The organism is Chitinophaga sp. 30R24 (genome assembly GCF_049056765.1).
Classification (GTDB): domain Bacteria; phylum Bacteroidota; class Bacteroidia; order Chitinophagales; family Chitinophagaceae; genus Chitinophaga.
Map to the genome: position 1 here is coordinate 272624 of NZ_JBJGXX010000001.1, position 20097 is coordinate 292720.

At 41.4% G+C, this 20097-nt stretch carries 15 protein-coding genes and 2 tRNA genes; 10 read left to right on the forward strand and 7 right to left on the reverse strand.

The window, feature by feature from the left end; genetic code table 11:
- The first annotated feature begins 19 nt into the window (after nucleotides 1-19).
- Nucleotides 20-592 carry an SDR family oxidoreductase gene (locus tag ACDQ55_RS01160; protein WP_420980422.1) on the forward strand — a complete coding sequence of 191 codons (573 nt, stop codon included), beginning with the start codon at nucleotides 20-22 and terminating at the stop codon, nucleotides 590-592.
- 126 nt (nucleotides 593-718) lie between these two features.
- Here the strand turns inward: ACDQ55_RS01160 and ACDQ55_RS01165 are convergent.
- The 4 genes from ACDQ55_RS01165 to ACDQ55_RS01180 all read right to left on the reverse strand — a co-directional run bounded on the left by ACDQ55_RS01165 (nucleotide 719) and on the right by ACDQ55_RS01180 (nucleotide 2864).
- Nucleotides 719-792, reverse strand: a tRNA-Pro gene (locus ACDQ55_RS01165).
- Between the two features lie 170 nt (nucleotides 793-962).
- Entirely contained in the window at nucleotides 963-1775 is an 813-nt protein-coding gene (locus ACDQ55_RS01170) for an oxidoreductase (protein WP_420979184.1), read from the reverse strand.
- A gap of 1 nt (nucleotide 1776) precedes the next feature.
- Nucleotides 1777-2277 carry a hypothetical protein gene (locus tag ACDQ55_RS01175; RefSeq protein ID WP_420979185.1) on the reverse strand — a complete coding sequence of 167 codons (501 nt, stop codon included), beginning with the start codon at nucleotides 2275-2277 and terminating at the stop codon, nucleotides 1777-1779.
- A 182-nt stretch (nucleotides 2278-2459) separates the two neighbouring features.
- Complete coding sequence (locus tag ACDQ55_RS01180) at nucleotides 2460-2864, reverse strand: VOC family protein (protein ID WP_420979186.1); 405 nt, start codon at nucleotides 2862-2864, stop codon at nucleotides 2460-2462.
- Between the two features lie 886 nt (nucleotides 2865-3750).
- Here ACDQ55_RS01180 and ACDQ55_RS01185 point away from each other — a divergent pair.
- From ACDQ55_RS01185 to ACDQ55_RS01225, 9 genes are all read left to right on the forward strand, one after another.
- A complete protein-coding gene (locus ACDQ55_RS01185) occupies nucleotides 3751-6879 on the forward strand; it encodes a SusC/RagA family TonB-linked outer membrane protein (protein ID WP_420979187.1) in 3129 nt (1042 codons plus the stop codon).
- A 20-nt stretch (nucleotides 6880-6899) separates the two neighbouring features.
- Entirely contained in the window at nucleotides 6900-8354 is a 1455-nt protein-coding gene (locus tag ACDQ55_RS01190) for a SusD/RagB family nutrient-binding outer membrane lipoprotein (RefSeq protein WP_420979188.1), read from the forward strand.
- A 16-nt stretch (nucleotides 8355-8370) separates the two neighbouring features.
- On the forward strand, nucleotides 8371-8829 hold the full coding sequence (locus tag ACDQ55_RS01195; RefSeq protein ID WP_420979190.1) for a hypothetical protein: 459 nt from the start codon (nucleotides 8371-8373) through the stop codon (nucleotides 8827-8829).
- Nucleotides 8830-9139: 310 nt separating this feature from the next.
- Nucleotides 9140-9802, forward strand: coding sequence for an NAD-dependent epimerase/dehydratase family protein (locus tag ACDQ55_RS01200; protein ID WP_420979191.1), 663 nt, complete (start codon nucleotides 9140-9142; stop codon nucleotides 9800-9802).
- Nucleotides 9803-9839: 37 nt separating this feature from the next.
- Entirely contained in the window at nucleotides 9840-10640 is an 801-nt protein-coding gene (locus ACDQ55_RS01205) for a helix-turn-helix domain-containing protein (RefSeq protein WP_420979193.1), read from the forward strand.
- Nucleotides 10641-10704: 64 nt separating this feature from the next.
- Nucleotides 10705-11847, forward strand: coding sequence for a lactonase family protein (locus ACDQ55_RS01210; RefSeq protein ID WP_420979194.1), 1143 nt, complete (start codon nucleotides 10705-10707; stop codon nucleotides 11845-11847).
- 472 nt (nucleotides 11848-12319) lie between these two features.
- A complete protein-coding gene (locus ACDQ55_RS01215) occupies nucleotides 12320-13432 on the forward strand; it encodes a hypothetical protein (protein ID WP_420979195.1) in 1113 nt (370 codons plus the stop codon).
- Nucleotides 13433-13445: 13 nt separating this feature from the next.
- Nucleotides 13446-14897 carry a RagB/SusD family nutrient uptake outer membrane protein gene (locus tag ACDQ55_RS01220; protein ID WP_420980423.1) on the forward strand — a complete coding sequence of 484 codons (1452 nt, stop codon included), beginning with the start codon at nucleotides 13446-13448 and terminating at the stop codon, nucleotides 14895-14897.
- A gap of 428 nt (nucleotides 14898-15325) precedes the next feature.
- Nucleotides 15326-15739: a BrxA/BrxB family bacilliredoxin gene (locus ACDQ55_RS01225; protein WP_420979196.1), complete on the forward strand. Its 414-nt coding sequence runs from the start codon at nucleotides 15326-15328 to the stop codon at nucleotides 15737-15739.
- Between the two features lie 154 nt (nucleotides 15740-15893).
- Here the strand turns inward: ACDQ55_RS01225 and ACDQ55_RS01230 are convergent.
- The 3 genes from ACDQ55_RS01230 to ACDQ55_RS01240 all read right to left on the reverse strand — a co-directional run bounded on the left by ACDQ55_RS01230 (nucleotide 15894) and on the right by ACDQ55_RS01240 (nucleotide 20094).
- A tRNA-Pro gene (locus tag ACDQ55_RS01230) sits at nucleotides 15894-15967 on the reverse strand.
- 188 nt (nucleotides 15968-16155) lie between these two features.
- Entirely contained in the window at nucleotides 16156-18555 is a 2400-nt protein-coding gene (locus tag ACDQ55_RS01235; protein ID WP_420979197.1) for an FtsX-like permease family protein, read from the reverse strand.
- Nucleotides 18556-18804: 249 nt separating this feature from the next.
- Nucleotides 18805-20094: a ComEC/Rec2 family competence protein gene (locus ACDQ55_RS01240; RefSeq protein ID WP_420979198.1), complete on the reverse strand. Its 1290-nt coding sequence runs from the start codon at nucleotides 20092-20094 to the stop codon at nucleotides 18805-18807.
- Between the last annotated feature and the right edge of the window lie 3 nt (nucleotides 20095-20097).

Below are 20097 nucleotides of genomic sequence, written 5' to 3' on the forward strand. Positions count from 1 at the left end.
AAATCATCTTAATAATGCAATATATGAAGTAACCGATGTTAGCAAGCGCAGTGACCTGGACCGGCTAGTTAAAAGGGCTATTACCGAGTTTGGCCATATTGACGTATTTTGGAATAATGCCGGTATTATGCCATTATCTTTCTTTGAGGAAGGTTTGGTAGACGAGTGGGATAAAATGATCGATGTTAATATTAAGGGGGTGTTGTATGGTATTAACGCCGTACTTCCACATATGCTGGAAAGAAAAGGCGGTCATATTTTAGCTACTTCTTCTATAGCCGGTATCAGAACCAATCCTGGAATTGGTGTCTATTGTGGCACTAAATATGCGGTTCGGGCGATCATGGATACCCTACGCCAAGAAGTAGCACAATATATCAAGGTTACAACAATCTATCCTGGTGCAACAAAGTCTGAACTTACAGGTTCCATTACAAGTCCCAAAATAAATGAATTGTATTTGAGTAATAACACTGCCGCACCTGTAATGGAAGCAGAGGCGATTGCAGATGCAGTAATTTATGCGATAAGTCAGGCTGGAAATATTAATGTAAATGACCTTGTATTAAGACCTCTTGGGCAGACCAGATAAAATGTCGAGAATTATAAATTCTTTTTTGTATTCGCACCCAGAAGTCATTGGCTATTCGATCACTATCAAACAGGTGATTTGAGGCAAAAAATAAAACCCGCTCTTGGAGCGGGTTTTATTTTTTCGTCGGGGCGGCAGGATTCGAACCTGCGACCTCCTGCTCCCAAAGCAGGCGCGATACCGGGCTACGCTACGCCCCGTGTCCGACTTTCTGTAGCGGGATGCAAATGTAGGAAATTAAAATACATAAACACAAATTTTTTTTGAAGCGCTAAAATATAGCTGTTCATCTCCATCACTTCTTCCAATTTAATTACCGGCACATGATAAACGTTGTTTCTCCAGTCTGTTTGAAATACGGCTATAACTATTACTTTAACTGGCTTAATATCATTTTATCGAATTGCCTGTCAGACAACCATTTTTTGGCAAACAATACTGTACCTGCCATAAACCCGGCGTGATACCGGGTTTTCGGCTTTGCAACGGTAACTGCCTTTAATATCAGCTGGGCTATCAAAGAAGGTTCAGCATTACGGTTGGCAAACTTTTGCGCCAAAGCCACCATCTTATTTGCTTTGTTGGCATAAGGGCCTTTGGAAGAAGTACGTTCCAGGTTTTGCATAGCAATGTCTCCCCACTCTGTTTTCACCCCACCTGGTTCTATCACAATCACGTCTATTCCCAAAGAAGCTACTTCTAATCGTAAGGCATCACTTAAGGCTTCTACACCAAACTTGCTAACATGATACCAGGCGCCAAACGGACTTACTATTTTACCACCTACAGAAGTAATATTCACAATTTTACCAGCATGCTGCCGCCGCATACCTGGCAGCACCAATTGGATAAGCCTTGCTAAACCTATCACATTCACTTCTAGCTGATACCGGGCATCCTGCATACTTACTTCCTCTACGGCGCCGTATAACCCAAAGCCCGCATTATTCACGAGCAGGTCTATACGCCCTTCCTCCTTCAAGATATGGTTTACCCCTTCTACAATAGAAGTATCCACTGATACATCCATGGCAATGGGCTTTACACCTAGCGGCAACAAGTCGTTCATGCCTTCCACCCTTCTGGCAGCCCCATAAACAGTATAGCCACTTTTAGCCAGCAACGCTGCTGTTGCTTTGCCTATTCCGGAAGAGGCGCCAGTAATTAATACAACATTGCTCATGTTATTGAAATTTTAAAGCAGTTATTTTTTGTTGATAAGCAGCATTCTTCTGCATAGAAAACGCTTCTCCTATGTGCGCCACCGTACCCAATGCCATCAAACTCAACCCAATTCCTTTCCAAAATGGGGAAGAAGTAATAAATACCAGGAGCAATCCCATCACAATAAAAACAGTGTCCATAGCCAGGGCCATAGGATACGTAGAGGCAAATACCTTCTTCATCCTGCTGATCTCCGTTTCTTGCAGCACACGATCCGTTTGTACCTGCAACTGCGATAAACCGGCTATCTTCCGGCTTAATACCACTGTGTAAGAACCAGTAAGCACAAGTTGTAAAAGACCTGATACCAATAAACCGGTGATCAACCCCTTCGTTAATGGATTATCAGGAGATAATTTCCATAACAACAAGGCAATAACCAGGAATAATATACCCAGTATAATCCCAATCATAGCAGTACCCTTTTCTGCCAGGTAATATTGATGAATGTATGTAATCATGCGTAATCGCCGTTTTAATATAACAGCATAAAAATACCATGACAAATGAATATGCTTTTTGTTCAGGGGCTCAACTTTACTTTGCTGAAAGGATCAAGCCGATCATGAGAAATTACTATAACGTGTTGTGCGAGAGCATAAAGGCCAAATTTTAAGGGGATTATCTCTATATGAAATATAGTTTACCCTGCCACGTTATCTTGCTCCAAATCATCTTTGGGTTCCCAAAGCTCAATAATGTTCCCTTCTGGATCGAGCACATGGACGAATTTGCCATATTCATATTCCGCAATCTCATCAATCACGGTTACGTTGTTCTTTTTTAGTTCATCTACCAGCACAACGATATTTTCCACCCGGTAATTAATCATAAATGGCTTGGCTGATGGATTGAAATATTCGGTATCCTGCGGAAACGTGCTCCAAACTGTGGACCCTTTTTTCGACGGATTATCGGCCTGCCGCCACTCAAACTTTGTTCCGTATTCACTGGTAGCCAATCCAAGGTTTTTGGCGTACCATTCATTCATACCTTGCGGATTATCGCATTTAAAAAATACGCCGCCAAGACCCGTTACTTTTTTCATATTTAAATGTATTGTAGAATTAAAGAAATTATATATTATATTAACAATTAATATATCAAAGAATATTTAATGCCAATTAAATGTTTCTTATACACAACCTTTCAAGAAATCTCAATCTATTTTAGGACATTATCAAATCTGTTTTCAAACCTTCTACTAATGCCGATGGCAATTTTAAATTTTATCCAAAACTTTGAAACGGCTCCCGATAAGGACTATTAAAAATAATAAGCCGCTAAATCATCTTAAATAGACTAGCTTTTTAATCGCACAACACATTATTATACATCGCTTATACAGGCTTCAAATATGATACAAGGCAGTGAGGCCTTCCACTATATTATTATTGTGCATCAGTTTATGACTCCCCCGTAAAGCAATCATAACAGGCAGCTACCATATGTTACGATCTTATAAAATATCTCATAAACTTATCATGTGATTCATTTTTTTAATTTTTCTTTAACTTTTTAAGGATAATTTCTAATTTTAGAGGCCGGGGTATGCTGGGGGGTATGCATATGATTTATGTATGATCCTGATAGTGGGATGTTGACATCTACCAAAATTACAAAACCTAAAATCTTGTTATTAATTAATCCACAGTAGTTTGCCCATGCTTTAACACTTTTGCTAATAGAGATGATATCGTTTGTAGATCGCCTATGTCTAATTTGTAAAGGAGCCCTATGAAATGTGCCGCCTGATTATGTTCCTCACAATGAAGCGTTACAACATTGTTAAACTCTGTATTACCTGCCAATAAAAACGGGAAGTTTATTATTTCCCATTGATTTGCTGCTGGTCTTAAATAGCCTATAAGTTATAGATACACAAATTCTGTATGATCATTTAAAGAATAGTAATTACCAAAATTAAATTGCTTATGAAAAGAGGATTACTCCTGGGCCTTTTTATGGCCATGAGCGCCTTGCACGCGTTCGCACAAACCCGAACGATTACGGGTAAGGTCACCGATGCCAAAGACGGCTCCCTTTTGCCGGGCGTTTCCGTTATCATTAAGGGTTCCTTGAAAGGCTCCCTGACAAATGCCAGCGGTACTTACACGCTGAATGTTCCGTCAGAAGCCACCCTTGTATTCACCTTCATAGGCTATGCACCTAAAGAAGTGAAAATAGGAGACGAGAACACTATTAACGTAGCGTTGGGAAAAGACAACAAACAGCTGAACGAGGTAATAGTTACTGCATTGTGCATTACCAGATCGCAGAAATCACTGGGTTATGAAGTAAGTACTTTAAAAGGCAGCGAGATTGTAAAAGCACGCGAAACCAATATGGTGAACGCACTGGCAGGTAAAATTGCCGGCGTGCGCGTTAATAACCAATCTGGTACCCTTGGCGGTTCCGCCAAAATTATCATCAGAGGCGCTAACTCCATCAATGGAGACAACCAGCCTATATTTGTTGTAGATGGAATGCCAATCTATAACAATGCCACCGCAGGTGGTACCACTGGAGATGGCGTTGACTATGGTAACAGGGCCGGCGATATCAACTCAGATGATGTAGAAGACATTTCCGTACTGAAAGGACCGGCTGCTACAGCATTGTATGGTGCCCGTGCAAAAAATGGCGCTGTCATCATCACTACCAAGAGAGGTAAGATGAGCTCGCCCGTTTCTGTAACCGTAAACTCTTCCGTACGTTTCGATAATATCCTGAGGTTTCCTGACCTCCAAAATGAATATGCACAAGGTAGCTTAGGCCAGTACAATACCAAATCATTAAATGGATGGGGACCTAAGATGAGTGACGTAACAGATGTGAAAGTAAAAGACTTTATGGGCGATGATGTTACCTTGCAAGCTTATCCTGATAACGTAAAAGACTTCTTCCAAACAGGTGTAAGCTATATCAACAACGTAGCAGTATCTGGCGGTAGCGATAAGTCGGATTATAGACTGAGCTTAACCAGCACCAATCAAACCGGTGCGATCCCTCAAAGCAGCCTGAATAAATATGTGGTGTCTTTAAATACTGGCCACCAGATCAATAAAATCCTGAGCTCCCGTGTTGCAGTAAGTTATTCTAAAACTAAGGTAGACGGACGTCCGAGCCAAAGCTCCAATAACCCTAATATCCTTACCGGAGCTATCTTTAGCTTACCAAGGAACGCCGACATTAACAAACTGAGAAATCACTTCGAAGATCCTATTACCGGAGAACAAATTTTCCTGAGTTCCGATAAATCGGTTGGTAACAACCCATTCTGGATCATGAACTATAATAGGAACTCTAATGATATAGACCGTATTACCGGAAACGTTGTTATGGATCTTAAACCATTGCCTTGGTTAACTATCTCTGATAACGCTGGTGGTGATATCTATACAGAAAAAAGACTGGGGATTATCCGCAAAGGTAGCACCTTTACCGGAGGCTCCTTTACTACTGCCGACCTGTTCTACCGCCAGATCAACAACGACTTTATGATCTCCGCCCAGAAAACTTTCTTCCAGGACCTGGGAGTAAAATTACTGGCCGGACACAACGTTAACGACAGATTGTACAGAGGAACAAGCGTAACCGCACAAAATCTGACTATCGATAAATTATACTCTTACGATAACGCTGCTACGAAAACACCGTCTAACGCCTTTACACAACAACGTTTGGTGGGCGTTTATGGAGATCTGAGCTTAAGCTACAAAGATTACCTGTTCCTGGATGTAACCGGCCGTAACGACTGGTCTTCTACTTTACCTGTCAACAACCATTCTTACTTCTATCCTTCTGTAAGCAGCAGCTTCCTGTTCTCTGAATTTACTAAAGAATGGAGCTGGTTGACTTCCGGTAAAGTACGTGCCAGCTGGGCTAGCGTAGGTAGCGATGAAAGACCTTACCAATTGGATTTTGCCTATACTCCGGCAACCAGCATCTTCGTTCAGTTTTTCCCAAGCCAACCAACAGTATTCCCATTTGGCCCTATCAGCACTGCTTTCACAGGCCCAAGAACCCTGCCGTTGGCTAACTTAAAACCGCAGAAGATCAATACTTTTGAACTCGGTACAGACCTGAGTTTCTTGAAAAATCGTATAGGCTTAAACTTTACCTATTATAACACCGTTACCAAGCAACAGATTGTTGCCATCACTGTTCCTACCTCTACCGGATATTTTGCCAACAACACCAATATCGGAAGGGTAAGAAACAAGGGGCTGGAAGCAGCTTTGAACCTGGTACCATTAAAATCCAGAAACTTTACCTGGTCTATGAATGTAAACTTCGCCAAAAACAAACAAGTGGTGGAAGAACTGTACCCAGGACTGGATTTATATAACATGTCTTCCGGCTGGAGCAACCTGAGCGTTTCTGCTCATAAAGGAGAAACCTTCGGATTATACGGTAAAGGATGGCAACGCGACAAAGATGGCAATGTAATCATTGACCCTAAAAATGGTCTTCGTTTAGCTGGCGACGTTACCCGGTTGGGTGATATCTATCCAGACTGGACTATGGGTATCAATAATAATTTCAACTATAAAGGTTTCAGTTTAAGCTTCCTGATCGACATCCGTCAGGGTGGTGTAATGTATTCCGGTACAGTAGCCAGCCTGAGAGGTTCTGGCCTGGCAGCGGAAACTGGCGCCAACAGGGAAAACCGCTTCATAGATAAAGGTGTAAATGTAGACGGCAGCGGCAAGTCTACCCCGAACGCTACACCAGTACAAAGCATGCAGGATTTCTGGAGCAATTATGCTGCTGTTGGTAATACAGAGGGCAACGTATTCGACGCCTCCTTCGCCAAACTGCGTGAAGTACGTTTAGGCTATGCGCTGCCAGCTAAGTTGCTTGGCAACCAAAAAGTGATCAAAGGACTGGAACTGGGTCTGGAAGCACGTAATGTATGGCTGATCAAGTCTCACGTGCCTCATATCGATCCTGAATTGAACTTCTTTGGCGCCAACAGCTCAGTGGTAGGAGAAGGTGTTGAATTCAACAGTGTACCTAGTACAAGATCATGGGGTATAAATCTGCGTGCATCATTCTAATTGAAACCAAAAGAAATTTTATGAAATTATTCAAGCAAAAAATATTCACCTATAGCTTAACCGCTGCCTTACTCGTCATGGGTGTTGGCTGTAAAAAATACCTGGATATTAACACCGATCCAACAAAGGCTACTAAAGTAGAACCTAAATTATTGTTCGGATACGCTATTACCGCCTATTCCGAAACCCGCTGTAGCGGTGACGGATGGTTACCATTGGCTTTCATGTCGCAGGCCATTGCTACCGGCGGCTCTTTTGGTTGGGGGCAAATAAACGATTACGATATCAGTACCTATTCTCTGGGTAACGTGTGGAAAGGATATTATAATACCAGTGGCAATAACCTGCAACTGGCAATTAAAACTGCCCTGTCTAGCACTCCGGTAAATAATAATGCTATTGCACAATGTAAAATTGTACTGGCAGAACTGGTATATGAAGCCACTACCCTGTATGGCGATGTACCTTATTCCGAAGCCTGGAATGCAAATTTCCCTTATCCTCATTATGATAAGCAAAAGGATGTACTGGAAAATGTTATCAAATTACTTGATGAAGCAGTAGCACAGTTCGATGAGAGCCAGCCTAACCTGATCATCAAGGATTACGATCTTTTCTATAACGGCGATATTGCCAAATGGAAAAAGCTGGCTACTTCACTGAAGTTCAGGACCCTGATGCTCATGGTAGATGCAGACCCATCTAAAGCAGCCGCCATCGGCACATTGCTGGCTAAACCCGAAGCGATGATCGCCAGTGCTGCGGAAGCCTGGAAATTCCCTTACGGTAAAGATGCCGCCAGGAATAATCCTAAATACAGACTGATAAATGAATTGAACGGAGGTGAGAATAATATGTTCCTGGCAAATAAAGCGGTGATCGATTATATGTTGCCTAAGAACGATCCTCGTATTCCACAATATTTCGAACCTGGCGCTGATGGTCAGTACCGTGGCGTTGGCACCGATCAGGAAGCCGATGAAAACGACTCTTATATCAGTTCATACCTGCAGAGAGCCGATGCTCCGGATTTACTGTGCAGCTATCAGGAAATACTGTTTTTACAGGCAGAAGCTTATGCCCGCGGACTCGGCGTAACCAAAGACCTGGCAAAGGCACAAACACTGTACAAGCAAGCCCTTACCACTGCCATGACGTTTTATGAAGCTGATCCTGCAGACATCCAGACTTACATGAGTTCACAATTAGCGGATCTTACTACTATCGCTGATCCTGTAGCTGAAATCCATTTACAACAATGGATAGACCTGATGGACAGACCACTCGAAGGATTTACCCAGTGGAGAAGATCTGGCCCCGACGGCCAGGAAGTACCCGCATTAACAGTACCACCACAGGCTCCTAGCGGAGGACTGATCAGACGCTGGGGATTTGCACCGGATGAAATTTCTGCAAATATCAATATCCCTAAGCCAGCTCCTTTATACAGCGACAAAATGTGGTTCGATCTTTAATCTGTAAAAAGTAATTATGAAAAAACTATTAATAACGAAATATTCCTGCCTGGTGGCAATGGCGGCAATAGCCATCGGCTTCGCTTCCTGCAAGAAATCTTACAGCTCAGGAGATGACTATAATTTTTCAAACACCGTTTCATCTTATGTAGAACTAAGTTCAAAAAAAGATGTCAACGTTAAACAAGGCGCAAGTTTTTCAGTAGGCGTACAGGTAAGAACTGCTAAACAACAGGATATTACCATCACCTATGAATTAGGCGGCGGACTTTCCAATACCGGTAGCATTGTATTACCACGGAACCTCCTGACCACCACCACCACTGTTTCTATTCCAGCCAATTCAGTACCTGCTGGAGTAGACACCTTAAAGGCAACATTGAAATTAAGCAGTGTAGGCCCTAATAAATACAACCTGGTGATCGGGCAAATAAGCCCAGCATCAGAAGTCATTAAGGTGAATATACTTCGCTAATAAGCTGTTCACAACATAGCAGAAAAGCCGTCTCCTGTTTGGAAGACGGCTTTTCTGTTTTATTCCGTAATATCTTTCTTGTTGTTACCCTGTTAACTAAACAAATACAGGCACAAAATCCTTTTGTTTGAAGGAACGTTACAGCTTCCTTATTCACAAACAGAAAAAGAATATTGCATTTGCAGACATATTACCACCGTACTAAAAGCAAAAATGAGCTTTTTAACAAAGCGACTTCGGGCTTTTCAACAAAGGAATTGTCTGATTTTCTATTGAGCTTTGCAGCTATACCAATCAAAGGAAGTCATCTATGGAAATAAAAGTAATCATTACAGGCGCTACCGGCCTGGTAGGAGAAGGGGTACTGCTTGCATGCCTCGAGCACCCGGATGTAAAAGAAGTACTCATGATAAACCGCCGGCCATATAGTATACAACATCCTAAACTGAAAGAATGTATTGTGCCTGATTTTTTTAACCTGGATAGCATTGCCGATCAATTAACCGGCTATAATGCCTGCTTTTATTGTGCAGGAATAAGCTCTGTGGGAATGAAAGAAGCGGAATACAGTTATATTACTTACGATACCACGTTGCACTTCGCCAACGTACTAGCCAAGCTACAACCCACCATGATATTTGCCTATATATCCGGTAGCCTTACAGACAGCACTGAAAAAGGAAAAATCATGTGGGCCCGGATAAAGGGCAAAACTGAAAATGCCCTCTCCCGCCTACCATTCAAAAAAGTGTACCATTTCCGGCCCGGCTTTATGAAACCTAGCTCTGGTCAGCGTAATGTAAAAGGCTACTATAAATTTATCGGACGCTTATATCCGGTGTTGCACGCACTCTTCCCTAACCAGGTTAGCACCATGCAGGAAGTAGGGCTGGCGATGATTAACAGCGTATTAAAGGGTTATGCACAACCAATACTGGAAATAAAAGACATCAAGCTACTTGCTAAAGCGTAAGTCTACAGTTTAGTATTTTTATATACAAATCAAAGTGATGGAATCGTCTAAGCTACCTGCTTCTTGTCATATTACACCAACTATTTCTAATGAACAGTTTATTCCTGACCACATTTTTATGTACATAGTGACCGGCGCCATAACTATTTATGACGGGAACAAAGAATATCATATACAATCCGGAGACTATGGATTTGCCAAAAGAAACCATTTGGCTAAATATATTAAACAACCTTCTGTTAATGGGCCGTTTACGGCTATTTCAATTTTCTTTAACCAGGATTTCCTAAGAAGTTTCAGTAAGGAATATAACTATACTGCCAATAACGTGTTAAGCAAAGAGGCTGTCATCAAACTTCCGGCCCATCCTTTACTTAATGCTTACATACAGTCGCTTACGCCTTACCTGCCTTTAACCGGCAATGAATATGATCACTTTATCTCTTTAAAGAAAAAAGAAATAATACTCCTCTTACTAAAAATAAACCCTGATTTTAAAAATATATTATTTGACTTTGGCGATCCAGGTAAAATAGACCTGGAGTCCTTTATGAACCAGAATTACCGGTTTAATGTGAGCATGAAGCACTTTAGCTATCTAACAGGAAGAAGCCTGACGACCTTTAAAAGGGATTTCGAAAAAATTTTCAACACCTCTCCCGGGCGATGGCTGTTGGAAAAAAGACTACAGGAAGCCAGGTTCCTTATTGAGAAGAAAGGAGAAAAACCATCCGATGTGTACCTGGAAGTAGGTTTTGAAGATCTCTCACACTTTTCTTATGCATTTAAAAAAAGGTATGGCATTTCCCCCAACCAATTAAAAAGGACCTACCAATAACAGTCCTTTACTTTTTTGTTTATTTTTATTAAAATTGATATTCAATTTTAAACATTTACCACGCATGAAAACTACATTAGTTTATATAAGCATGCTTGCAACACTTGCTTTGCTGCCGTTTGCCCCCCTCCATGCCCAAAAGGCATCTTCTGCTGCAGATCCCTACCTACTATTAGGCACCTACACCAATAGCGGTAAAAGCAAAGGCATATACGTTTATCGGTTTAATACCTCTACAGGAGAAGCTACAGCTGTTAATAATATTGCAGCTTCCAACCCTTCTTTCCTTGCCATATCTCCAGATAAAAAAAGTGTATATGCAGTGAATGAGAATAACGGCCCAGGCACTGTTACCGCTCTCTCATTTGATAAAAAAAATGGATCTCTTTCCCAGGTCAATAGTCAGCCTACTGCTGGCCAATCCCCCTGCTATGTGGCAGTGAACCCAAATGGTAAATTTATTGCAGTAGCCAATTACTACACTGGCAACTACCTGGTATACCCGGTTGATAAAACCGGAAAAATCGGTAATGCAGTTGATATAAAACAAGATGAAGGAAAGGGACCGAATGCACAAAGACAAGAAAAACCGCATGCCCATGCTACTATCTTTTCACCTGATGGTAAATATCTATTTGTAAACGATCTCGGCACCGACCAAATTATGGTGTACCACTTTAATACTTCTACAGGAAACCTTACTCCTGCCCAACCATCCTTCGTAAAAGTAAAGCCAGGCAGCGGCCCTCGTCATATGACGTTTGACGCAAGCGGAAAATTTGCCTATCTCATAGCAGAATTAAGCGGGGAGGTAACTGTGTACGCTTACCATAACGGACAATTCAAAATAGTACAAACAATTTCCAGTCATCCCGCAGATTATAAAGGCACTATTGGGTCGGCAGACATCCACCTTTCTCCGGATGGCCGCTTTTTGTATGCCTCTAACCGTGGCGACGCCAACTCCATTGCTATTTTTAAAAGAGATAATACTACAGGCGAATTAACTAACATAGGATTTCAGTCTACGCTAGGTATCACACCACGCAACTTCAATTTTGACCCTTCAGGTAATTTCTTGCTGGCAGCAAATCAAAACAGCGATGATGTCGTTATTTTTCAAGTTAATAAAAACACAGGACTACTAACAGATACGGGAAAACGTATTCAGGTGGGCAGCCCGGTATGTGTACAATGGATACCATAACTATAATCATCAAACCTAACAATAGATATTACAAGTGATACCAGTTATAATCAACTTATAAAAACAAAAAAATCCCGCTTTCACAGCGGGATTTTTTTGCAATACCAGGAAATTAGGAGACTTATATTATCTGCTAATTTTTTATGATTTTACTCAAAAACTATAGTGCTTAAGCCATGGGGGTATACAGAGACAAATAAAATTCAAAAACAGGAGTAGTTTATTTTACACTCTCAAATAAAGTCGCTTAAATTATTAATCTTTTTGTCCAAACTTTTGGAGACACTACAAAACTGTGGCATTGTTGTTTTAGGTCAATTCAACAACTATATTTTCTTTGCTTGTTTGTATAGACAGTAAATTATCTTTAATGCTAAAATCCTCTATCAGGTCAAATAATTCGCTCTTTACTATTTGACCTTTGTTATCCACTACTCTCATATAGGCTTCTTCTAATAAAAGCAACTTTTCCTTGTTGATTAAATACAACCCTACTAAAGGCGTACCCATTGCCATGCTGAAGAACCCTGATGGCACACTCACTGAGAATGCAGCTATTGTATTTGGCAGCTTCATCTCCGATAATAACTATTCAAATATAAATGAACAGCTGATCCGCAATACCTCATGCTTTTACGCCACCTTCCTGAAAAACAAATTGCATGTAAACGGTGACTTCACTTTTGCCTATACCGATAGTGTTGAGAGCAGATTATATACACCTGTTCCTTATAGCAAAGCACCAGACATAATACTGCAGAGAGGCGAAAGCAAGATGAATGAAAGTAATGGTAAAACCACTTATACCGGTGCTAATTTATATGCAGATTACGAAGAACATTTAGGACAACACTATTTCAAAATATTGCTCGGTTATAATTACGAGCATCAGTTATTTAAAGCACGCTATTATCAGCGCAACGGACTAATCAATTCCAGTTTGCCCGATTTCTCGCTGCTCAATGGACTTAACTACACACTTACAGGTGGTGGTAATGAATGGAGAACACTAGGCAGTTTCTTTCGTTTGAATTATAATTATAAGGAACGTTATTCATTTGGATTCACTGGCGGCGCCAACTGGAATAATTTCTTCGTGAATTTCTTCTTCCAAGGTGTGGGAAAAAGACAATGGTGGCCTGGTACAGATGCTTCTCTTTTCTGGGGACAATATAATCGTCCTTATAGCTGGATGCCAACTGCCATATTGAATAATCGCTGGTCAGAACAGCATCCAGACGCATACTTTCCAAGATTCAGGGGATATACTGCATTGAACTCAAATGCAGAACTCACCGTACTTCAATCAAAATATGTGCAAAATGTTGCCTATATCCGTTTAAAAAATATCACTGTAGGATATAACGTTCCATCAGCCTGGGCTTCCCGTGTACACATGAAAAATGCAAGAATCTTTTTCACCGGACAAAACCTCTGGACCTGGTCTCCTATTTATCGCCTCATGCGTACCATGGATCCTGAAGTAATCGAAGGCGCAGATCCGGAATTAAGCCCTGGCGCTGGTAACGGCATGTCATATCCCATGTTAAAATCCTATACAGTAGGTATTAATGTAACATTCTAATGACTATTAAATTATTGAAAATGAAAACTATTTTCTGGAGCATTTCGGGCAGGCCAAAATCCCTACTGAAGCCAAAAAACACTATGAAGGAATAGCTCGTTTTTTCAGGGCATTTATCTACTTTGAGAAAATAAAACGCTTTGGTGATGTGCCATGGTACAACAAAACATTAAACATAGGCGATCCGGAACTATATAAACCCAGAGATAAAAGAACCCTGGTAATGGACAGTGTATTAGCTGATCTGAACTTTGCCTGTGAAAATATCCGCAATACAAAAGACAATTCCTGCTCACAGATAACACAATGGGTAGCGTTAGCCTTTAAATCAAAAGTGTGTTTATTTGAAGGCACCTTTCGTAAATATCATCCAGAATTGAACCTGGGCACCTATACTAAATGGTTGCAAGAGGCTGCAAATGCAGCAGCAGCAGTAAGAACAAGTGGGAAGTACACTTTAAATACCAGCGGGGATACAAAGTTGAACTACCGTAATTTATTCATCAGTGAAACCCCATTGAATAATGAAATAATACTGGTATATGTTTGCAACAAGAGTTTACGTGTATTCAATGATGCGAACTGGTTTTACACGAGTGCAACTTATGGCAACAGAATAAGTTTAACCAAAACCTTCGCCAATACCTATCTTAACATCGATGGCAGCAGGTTTACTGATCAGGACGAATATAATAATATTCCCTTTCAGCAAGAAGTAAAGAACAGGGATCTGCGTTTGCAACAAACAATCAGAATGGGCGATTACACCCGGGAAGGGCAACCTGCTCCTCCTGACTTCACCTATAGTTATACCGGTTATCAACCATTGAAATTCACCCTTGATAGCAAGGGAACAGATGGTGTAGCAGAGAACTATAACTCTATTCCAATAATCCGGTACGCTGAAGTATTATTAAACGAAGCTAAAGCTAAAGCAGAATTACAGACTTTTACTGCGGCTGACTGGAATCTTACCATCAAATTATTAAGACAACGGGCAGGTATTACCAACACAGCTATGCCAACAACAGCAGATCCATATTTAATGCAACAATACTTTTCTGATATCACCGATCCTGTTTTACTGGAGATCAGGAGAGAAAGAAGCATAGAACTGGTACTCGAAGGATTCCGTTTCTATGACCTGATGAGATGGAATGCAGGTACACTCCTGGAGAAATCCTACATCGGACTTTATGTACCCAAAATAGATGATCCGATAGATTTAAATGAAGATGGCAAACCAGATGTAGCATTTGTAAAGAAAACACCAGCTACCAAAGTGCCTGGCGTATATTATTTTCTCATCGACGATGATCAGTCCAAATTATCAGAAGGCACCAAAGGAAACCTGATATGGCTCGATAATATATCGAGAAAATGGGAGGCTTATAAGTACGTATATCCCATTCCGTATAATGAAATCGTATTAAATCCAGCATTGGAACAAAATGCCCACTGGTAATAAAATCTGCCAAAGGAGGAACACACGGCTATTTCCCAGATTTCAAGGAAATACAAACAGGCTTCGTTGCCTACGGCGCTGGCATTCAGGCTGGCAAATTCATTCCGGTTATGAAAATAACGGCTATCGCACCTTTGATAGCGGATTTATTATCCTTACCCTGGGATAAACAGTAAAATGTAATGGCTGGCAGCTGATACCAATTCCTCATTTACATGTTTGTTTAATGAGAAATTACCCGGTCCATAGCTTAACTTTTTGTATCACTATTTCAGGACGGGACACAGGCAATAAAAAGCCCTACAGTAAGAAACGGTAGGGCTTTTTTATAAGCCGGGGCGACTGAACACATTTCGAACAATTTTATAGCAGAGTTGTTTAAAGTCAGAAGTTTTCAGCAATATTTCTTCACCTCAAAATAGCATTTTATGCCTTATTCCCCTTTATTAGTAAAACCCTTCAGAGACGAATTAACAGAGGTTGGTATTCAGGAGCTAGTTAGTCCTGAAGATGTTGATAACATAATGAACCAGAGCGGTACTACTATGATAGTAGTTAACAGCGTTTGTGGGTGTGCCGCTGGCTCGGCCCGTCCGGGAGTCAAAATGGCACTGGAATATTCCAAAAAACCGGATAGAATTGCAAGTGTATTCGCAGGACAAGACCTAGAGGCTACTGCCCGCTTGCGTGGCTACATAGCTGATATCCCACCATCCTCTCCTTCCATTGCATTTTTTAAAGATAACGAGCTGGTCTACTTTATTCCCAAACACAGAATTGAAAACCGGGATGCTCGCGCGCTTGCTAGTGATTTAATAGCTGCTTTTGATGAACATTGTTAAATCAAGATATTTCACCTGATAGGTACTCCGAAAAATTCCATCCCTGATAAATGCTTATAGCAACTTACGAAGTAGCTATAAACCGGGGCAGTTCGTGGACTTAGAAGACAAAAAAAAGGACAAGACGGAAATAATTCCATCTTGTCCTTTTCAGTCGGGGCGGCAGGATTCGAACCTGCGACCTCCTGCTCCCAAAGCAGGCGCGATACCGGGCTACGCTACGCCCCGAAATCCCAACTTAGTCGCTATCTCAGCTTTTTAGTAACCCTTGTGGCTTCCCTTGCTTCAATTGCGGAGTGCAAATGTAGGAAATTATTTTACATAAAAACAAATTCTTTCCACAAAATTCACAAAAAAAAAATCTCAAACAGGCTACCAGCGCAGGTATTAAAATATTTCACATCCCCCCAAAATGATCATTCTGCCCGCAAACTCTTAACCGGATTAGCCTTGGCCGCCTTAATGGATTGATAACTGATCGTTATAAAGGAGATCACCAAAGCAATAATACCGGCAATACCAAAATACCACCACTCCATGCCAATGTGAAAAGCAAACCCCTGCAACCACAGTGTCATTACCCACCAGGCGATAGGAAAAGCAATCAGCAAAGCTAATAATACCAGCCTCACGAAATCTTTCGATAATAAGCCCACAATACCAGCTACGCTGGCGCCTAGTACTTTTCTCACCCCAATTTCACGGATACGCTTTTGTGTGGCAAACGTAGTAAGACCAAAGAGCCCCAAACAAGAAACGATCACTGATAAAACAGCGAAAATATTAAACAACTTCCCCATCCGCTGTTCTGCAATGTACAACCTCAACAAGTCTTCATCTATAAAACCAAAAGAAAACGGGAAGTCTGTATATATCTGCTGATAGATCTGTTTCATGATACCCAATACATGCTGCATGTGAGCTGGCGATGTGCGCAACACAACGTATCCGGTGTTCCCTCTAAAATTCCCGGAACTACCATTCCGGATAATCAACGGCTGAATCACCTGTTGTACGGGTTTAAAATTAAAGTCCTTTACCACGCCAATAATTTGCCCTTTTTTGTCGAAGTCCATGGTTATTGATTTTCCCACTGCTGTGGCTACATCCATTCCCATTACTTTTAATGCGGCTTCGTTTACCACGTAACTTATTTCGTCTGCGGGAGCGTCTTTACGGAAAAAACGCCCTGCTTTTAAATGTATCCCAAATGTTTCCACAAAATTTTCATCTACCCACATCTGTGGGAAAACCGGCTTAAAGGCAGGATCTTTACCATCCCAAGTGATACTGGTAGTACCCGTAGCCATATCTGTGGGTAAATGGCTGACAAATGTATATTTCCCGATGTCGGCATATTGGCCCATCTGAGATTTCACTGACTCCTGGTTGCGCTGTAGGTCCCCTAACCGGATAATAGGCACGTATAATAAGTTTTCCTTATTGTACCCAATATCCATATGGCGGATAAATTGCAGTTGCTGATACACCACAATGGTGCTTACCATCAACACTACCGCAATAGAAAACTGCACTACAATCAGCCCATTACGGAAAAAGGTTTTATTACCATGCAGCATTTTTACACCTTTCAATACCTTCACAGGATTAAAAGACGACAAGTAAATTGCCGGATAACTACCAGACAATAATCCCACTACTAAGGCAATACCTAAACAGCTCCACAGCATTTTAGGCGTAATGGCAGAAAGAGTGATCGTTTTAGATGATAAATCATTAAACAAGGGCAATAACAAAGCAGCTGTCACCAACCCGATGATCAGTGAAATTATTGACAATATCAACGCCTCACACAAAAACTGCAATACCAGCTGCGAGCGCATGGCGCCTACTGTTTTACGCAATCCTACTTCTTTGGCCCGCTGACCAGATAAAGCAGTAGACAGGTTCACAAAGTTAATGCCGGCGATCAGTAGTATAAAAATAGCGACCACTGAGAAAATCCGTACATGTTGAATACTTCCTGTACCTGCTACATTGAGCATCAGCCCGGGAGAATACAAGTGTATGTTTGTTAAGGGCTGTACAGTAATCACTCCTTTAGTGTCAGTAGCGTTGCGTTGCTGGTATATCTGATTTACCTGTTGCTCCAATACCGCCACATTTGCCTTAGTTCCTTTAAAGTGGTCGTCTATCTGCAGGTAAGCATATACGTCAAAGTTGCTCCAGGCTCCTGGCAAATAAATTGTTCTTTCATACAGCTGTATGGGAAGCAACGCAGTAAATTGCAGGTGCGACTGATGCGGAATATCCTTTAATACAGCGGTTACTAACAAATCATTGCCTTTGCTATCATTATCTACATGCAATGTTTTCCCCATCGCATTTTCAGGGCTGCCGAAATATTTCCTGGCACTGCTCTCCGTTATCACCACCTCATTGGGTTTACTCAGCAAATTTGTAGTGTCGCCCAGCAGTACCGGAAAGCTAAATATGCGCAGAAAATTTACATCTGCATAAAACATGTTCCGCTCATCAAACTTCTTATTACCGATGGTGACCATACTCGCCAGAGAAGAAATGCATGTGCTATTTTTTACAGCAGGAATACTCCTCATAGCCGCCGCAATAGGAACCGGCACTACGGCGGCATGGATATCAGCCACTGCACCGGTAAGCCGGTATATATGGGTGGCATCTTTATTAAACCTGTCGAAACTCAGTTCATCTTGTACCCATAAAAAGATAAGAATACTACAAGTCATGCCAGTAGCCAAACCCAGTATATTAAGCCCTGAGAATAATTTATTCCTGCTCAGGTTACGGATCGCAGTTTTAAGATAACTCCTAAACATAAACCATTGAATTTAAACTTTCGTAGCCGTCGTCTAATTAAATGCCATCAATTCAATACTTTAATAACAAATAAATACATATATAAATTCATTTCATTTGTTCGATTATGATACACTATTGTCCGGTAATGGTTACACGTTAAAGATAAACCTGCCTTTATTAAAATAAAAAAGCCTTGCTACCAGCTAAGGCAACAAGGCTCACAGTTTACGGCTCCTGTAGTAATCAATTACAGGAAAACATCTTACTTAATTTGAAAAATAAGGGCCATATTGATGGCTGACCTTAATGGCTTTACCTTCATTTTCGAGGACGTACACATAAAACTCATTTCCACCTGGTAATACCCTTATCATTATATGCCCAAAAAGACTTTTATACCCATTTATTAAAGGCGCCCCCAATACCACCTTTGTTTCTTCCTGGATATTGGTAGCAAAAATATCCTTGGGCCCTTTATACAAATTATCCGCAATAAGCCGGTACAACACCTCCTGGCCCGGATGATCGGATCGCCAGGTTTGTTCTACAATCACTTGTGGCTGCAGGGTGCGGAGAAAATTTTCATTGGTGCCATCTCTATTGCCATGATGGTTTAACGTTAACGCTTCTACTTTTCCTACTACTTTGGCTATCGGCGTTTCTGTATCTGCCCATCTAGGCCATCCATATCCTTGTAAGCCGGTATTATCTCCTCCTATAAAGTAATCGAATTTTCCATAGGAAAGTTTCATCGCCAGGCTTAAAGCATTTTCTGTAAAACTTCCTTTCGCCTGGTTCACGGAATCTGCATTAAATAACGTTTGCACCTGTGCTTCCTCACCAGTCCAGCATTCACCGTTTACTTTAATACCGCGCACCAGGAAATCAGGATATTTTTCAGGTGTATGCACCAAACGTACCTGGTTTGTAGTACCAGGTTTCAGCATCTCCACTTTCAAATGCGTATGCGCCTGATGGTATTTAATGAATGCCAGATAGTTCAGGAAACTGGTGCCTTCCTCTTTATTTTTCGTTTTAAGGTCTACCGGAAAATTATAATCGGGATAGCCTCTGTCTAATAGTAGGCCAAAAGGCATTCCATCACCTACTTCCGAAATACCTGACAAGTAATATCCATGAGCCGACTGCTTAGAATGCTTGGATACTACACCATAGTGATCGCCATGAAAGTGGGTAACTACGGCGTAATCGATGCCCGGGCCTCCATTCCGGGGCCTTACCTGCCTGATATAGTTCATTATCCACTGTCCGGTAGAAAGTGAATTGTCTGGATAGGGAGCTGTTACTTTCCAGGGCGCATTTTTGGTGAGCCCATCCGGATCCTTATCTCCTGCGTCTACCAACATCGTGGAGCCGTCCGGGAAAACCAGGAAAGAGGAATTACCACAACCAGTGTTAATAAAATGTATATCCAGATAACCCTCTTCCCATTCAGGAAAAGAGGATAATTTTTGTCCGGATGCCGGCGCCGCCATGAATACAACGGCACAGCATATACTAACGGCAAGTAATACACGATGTAATGAAAAACGCATGAG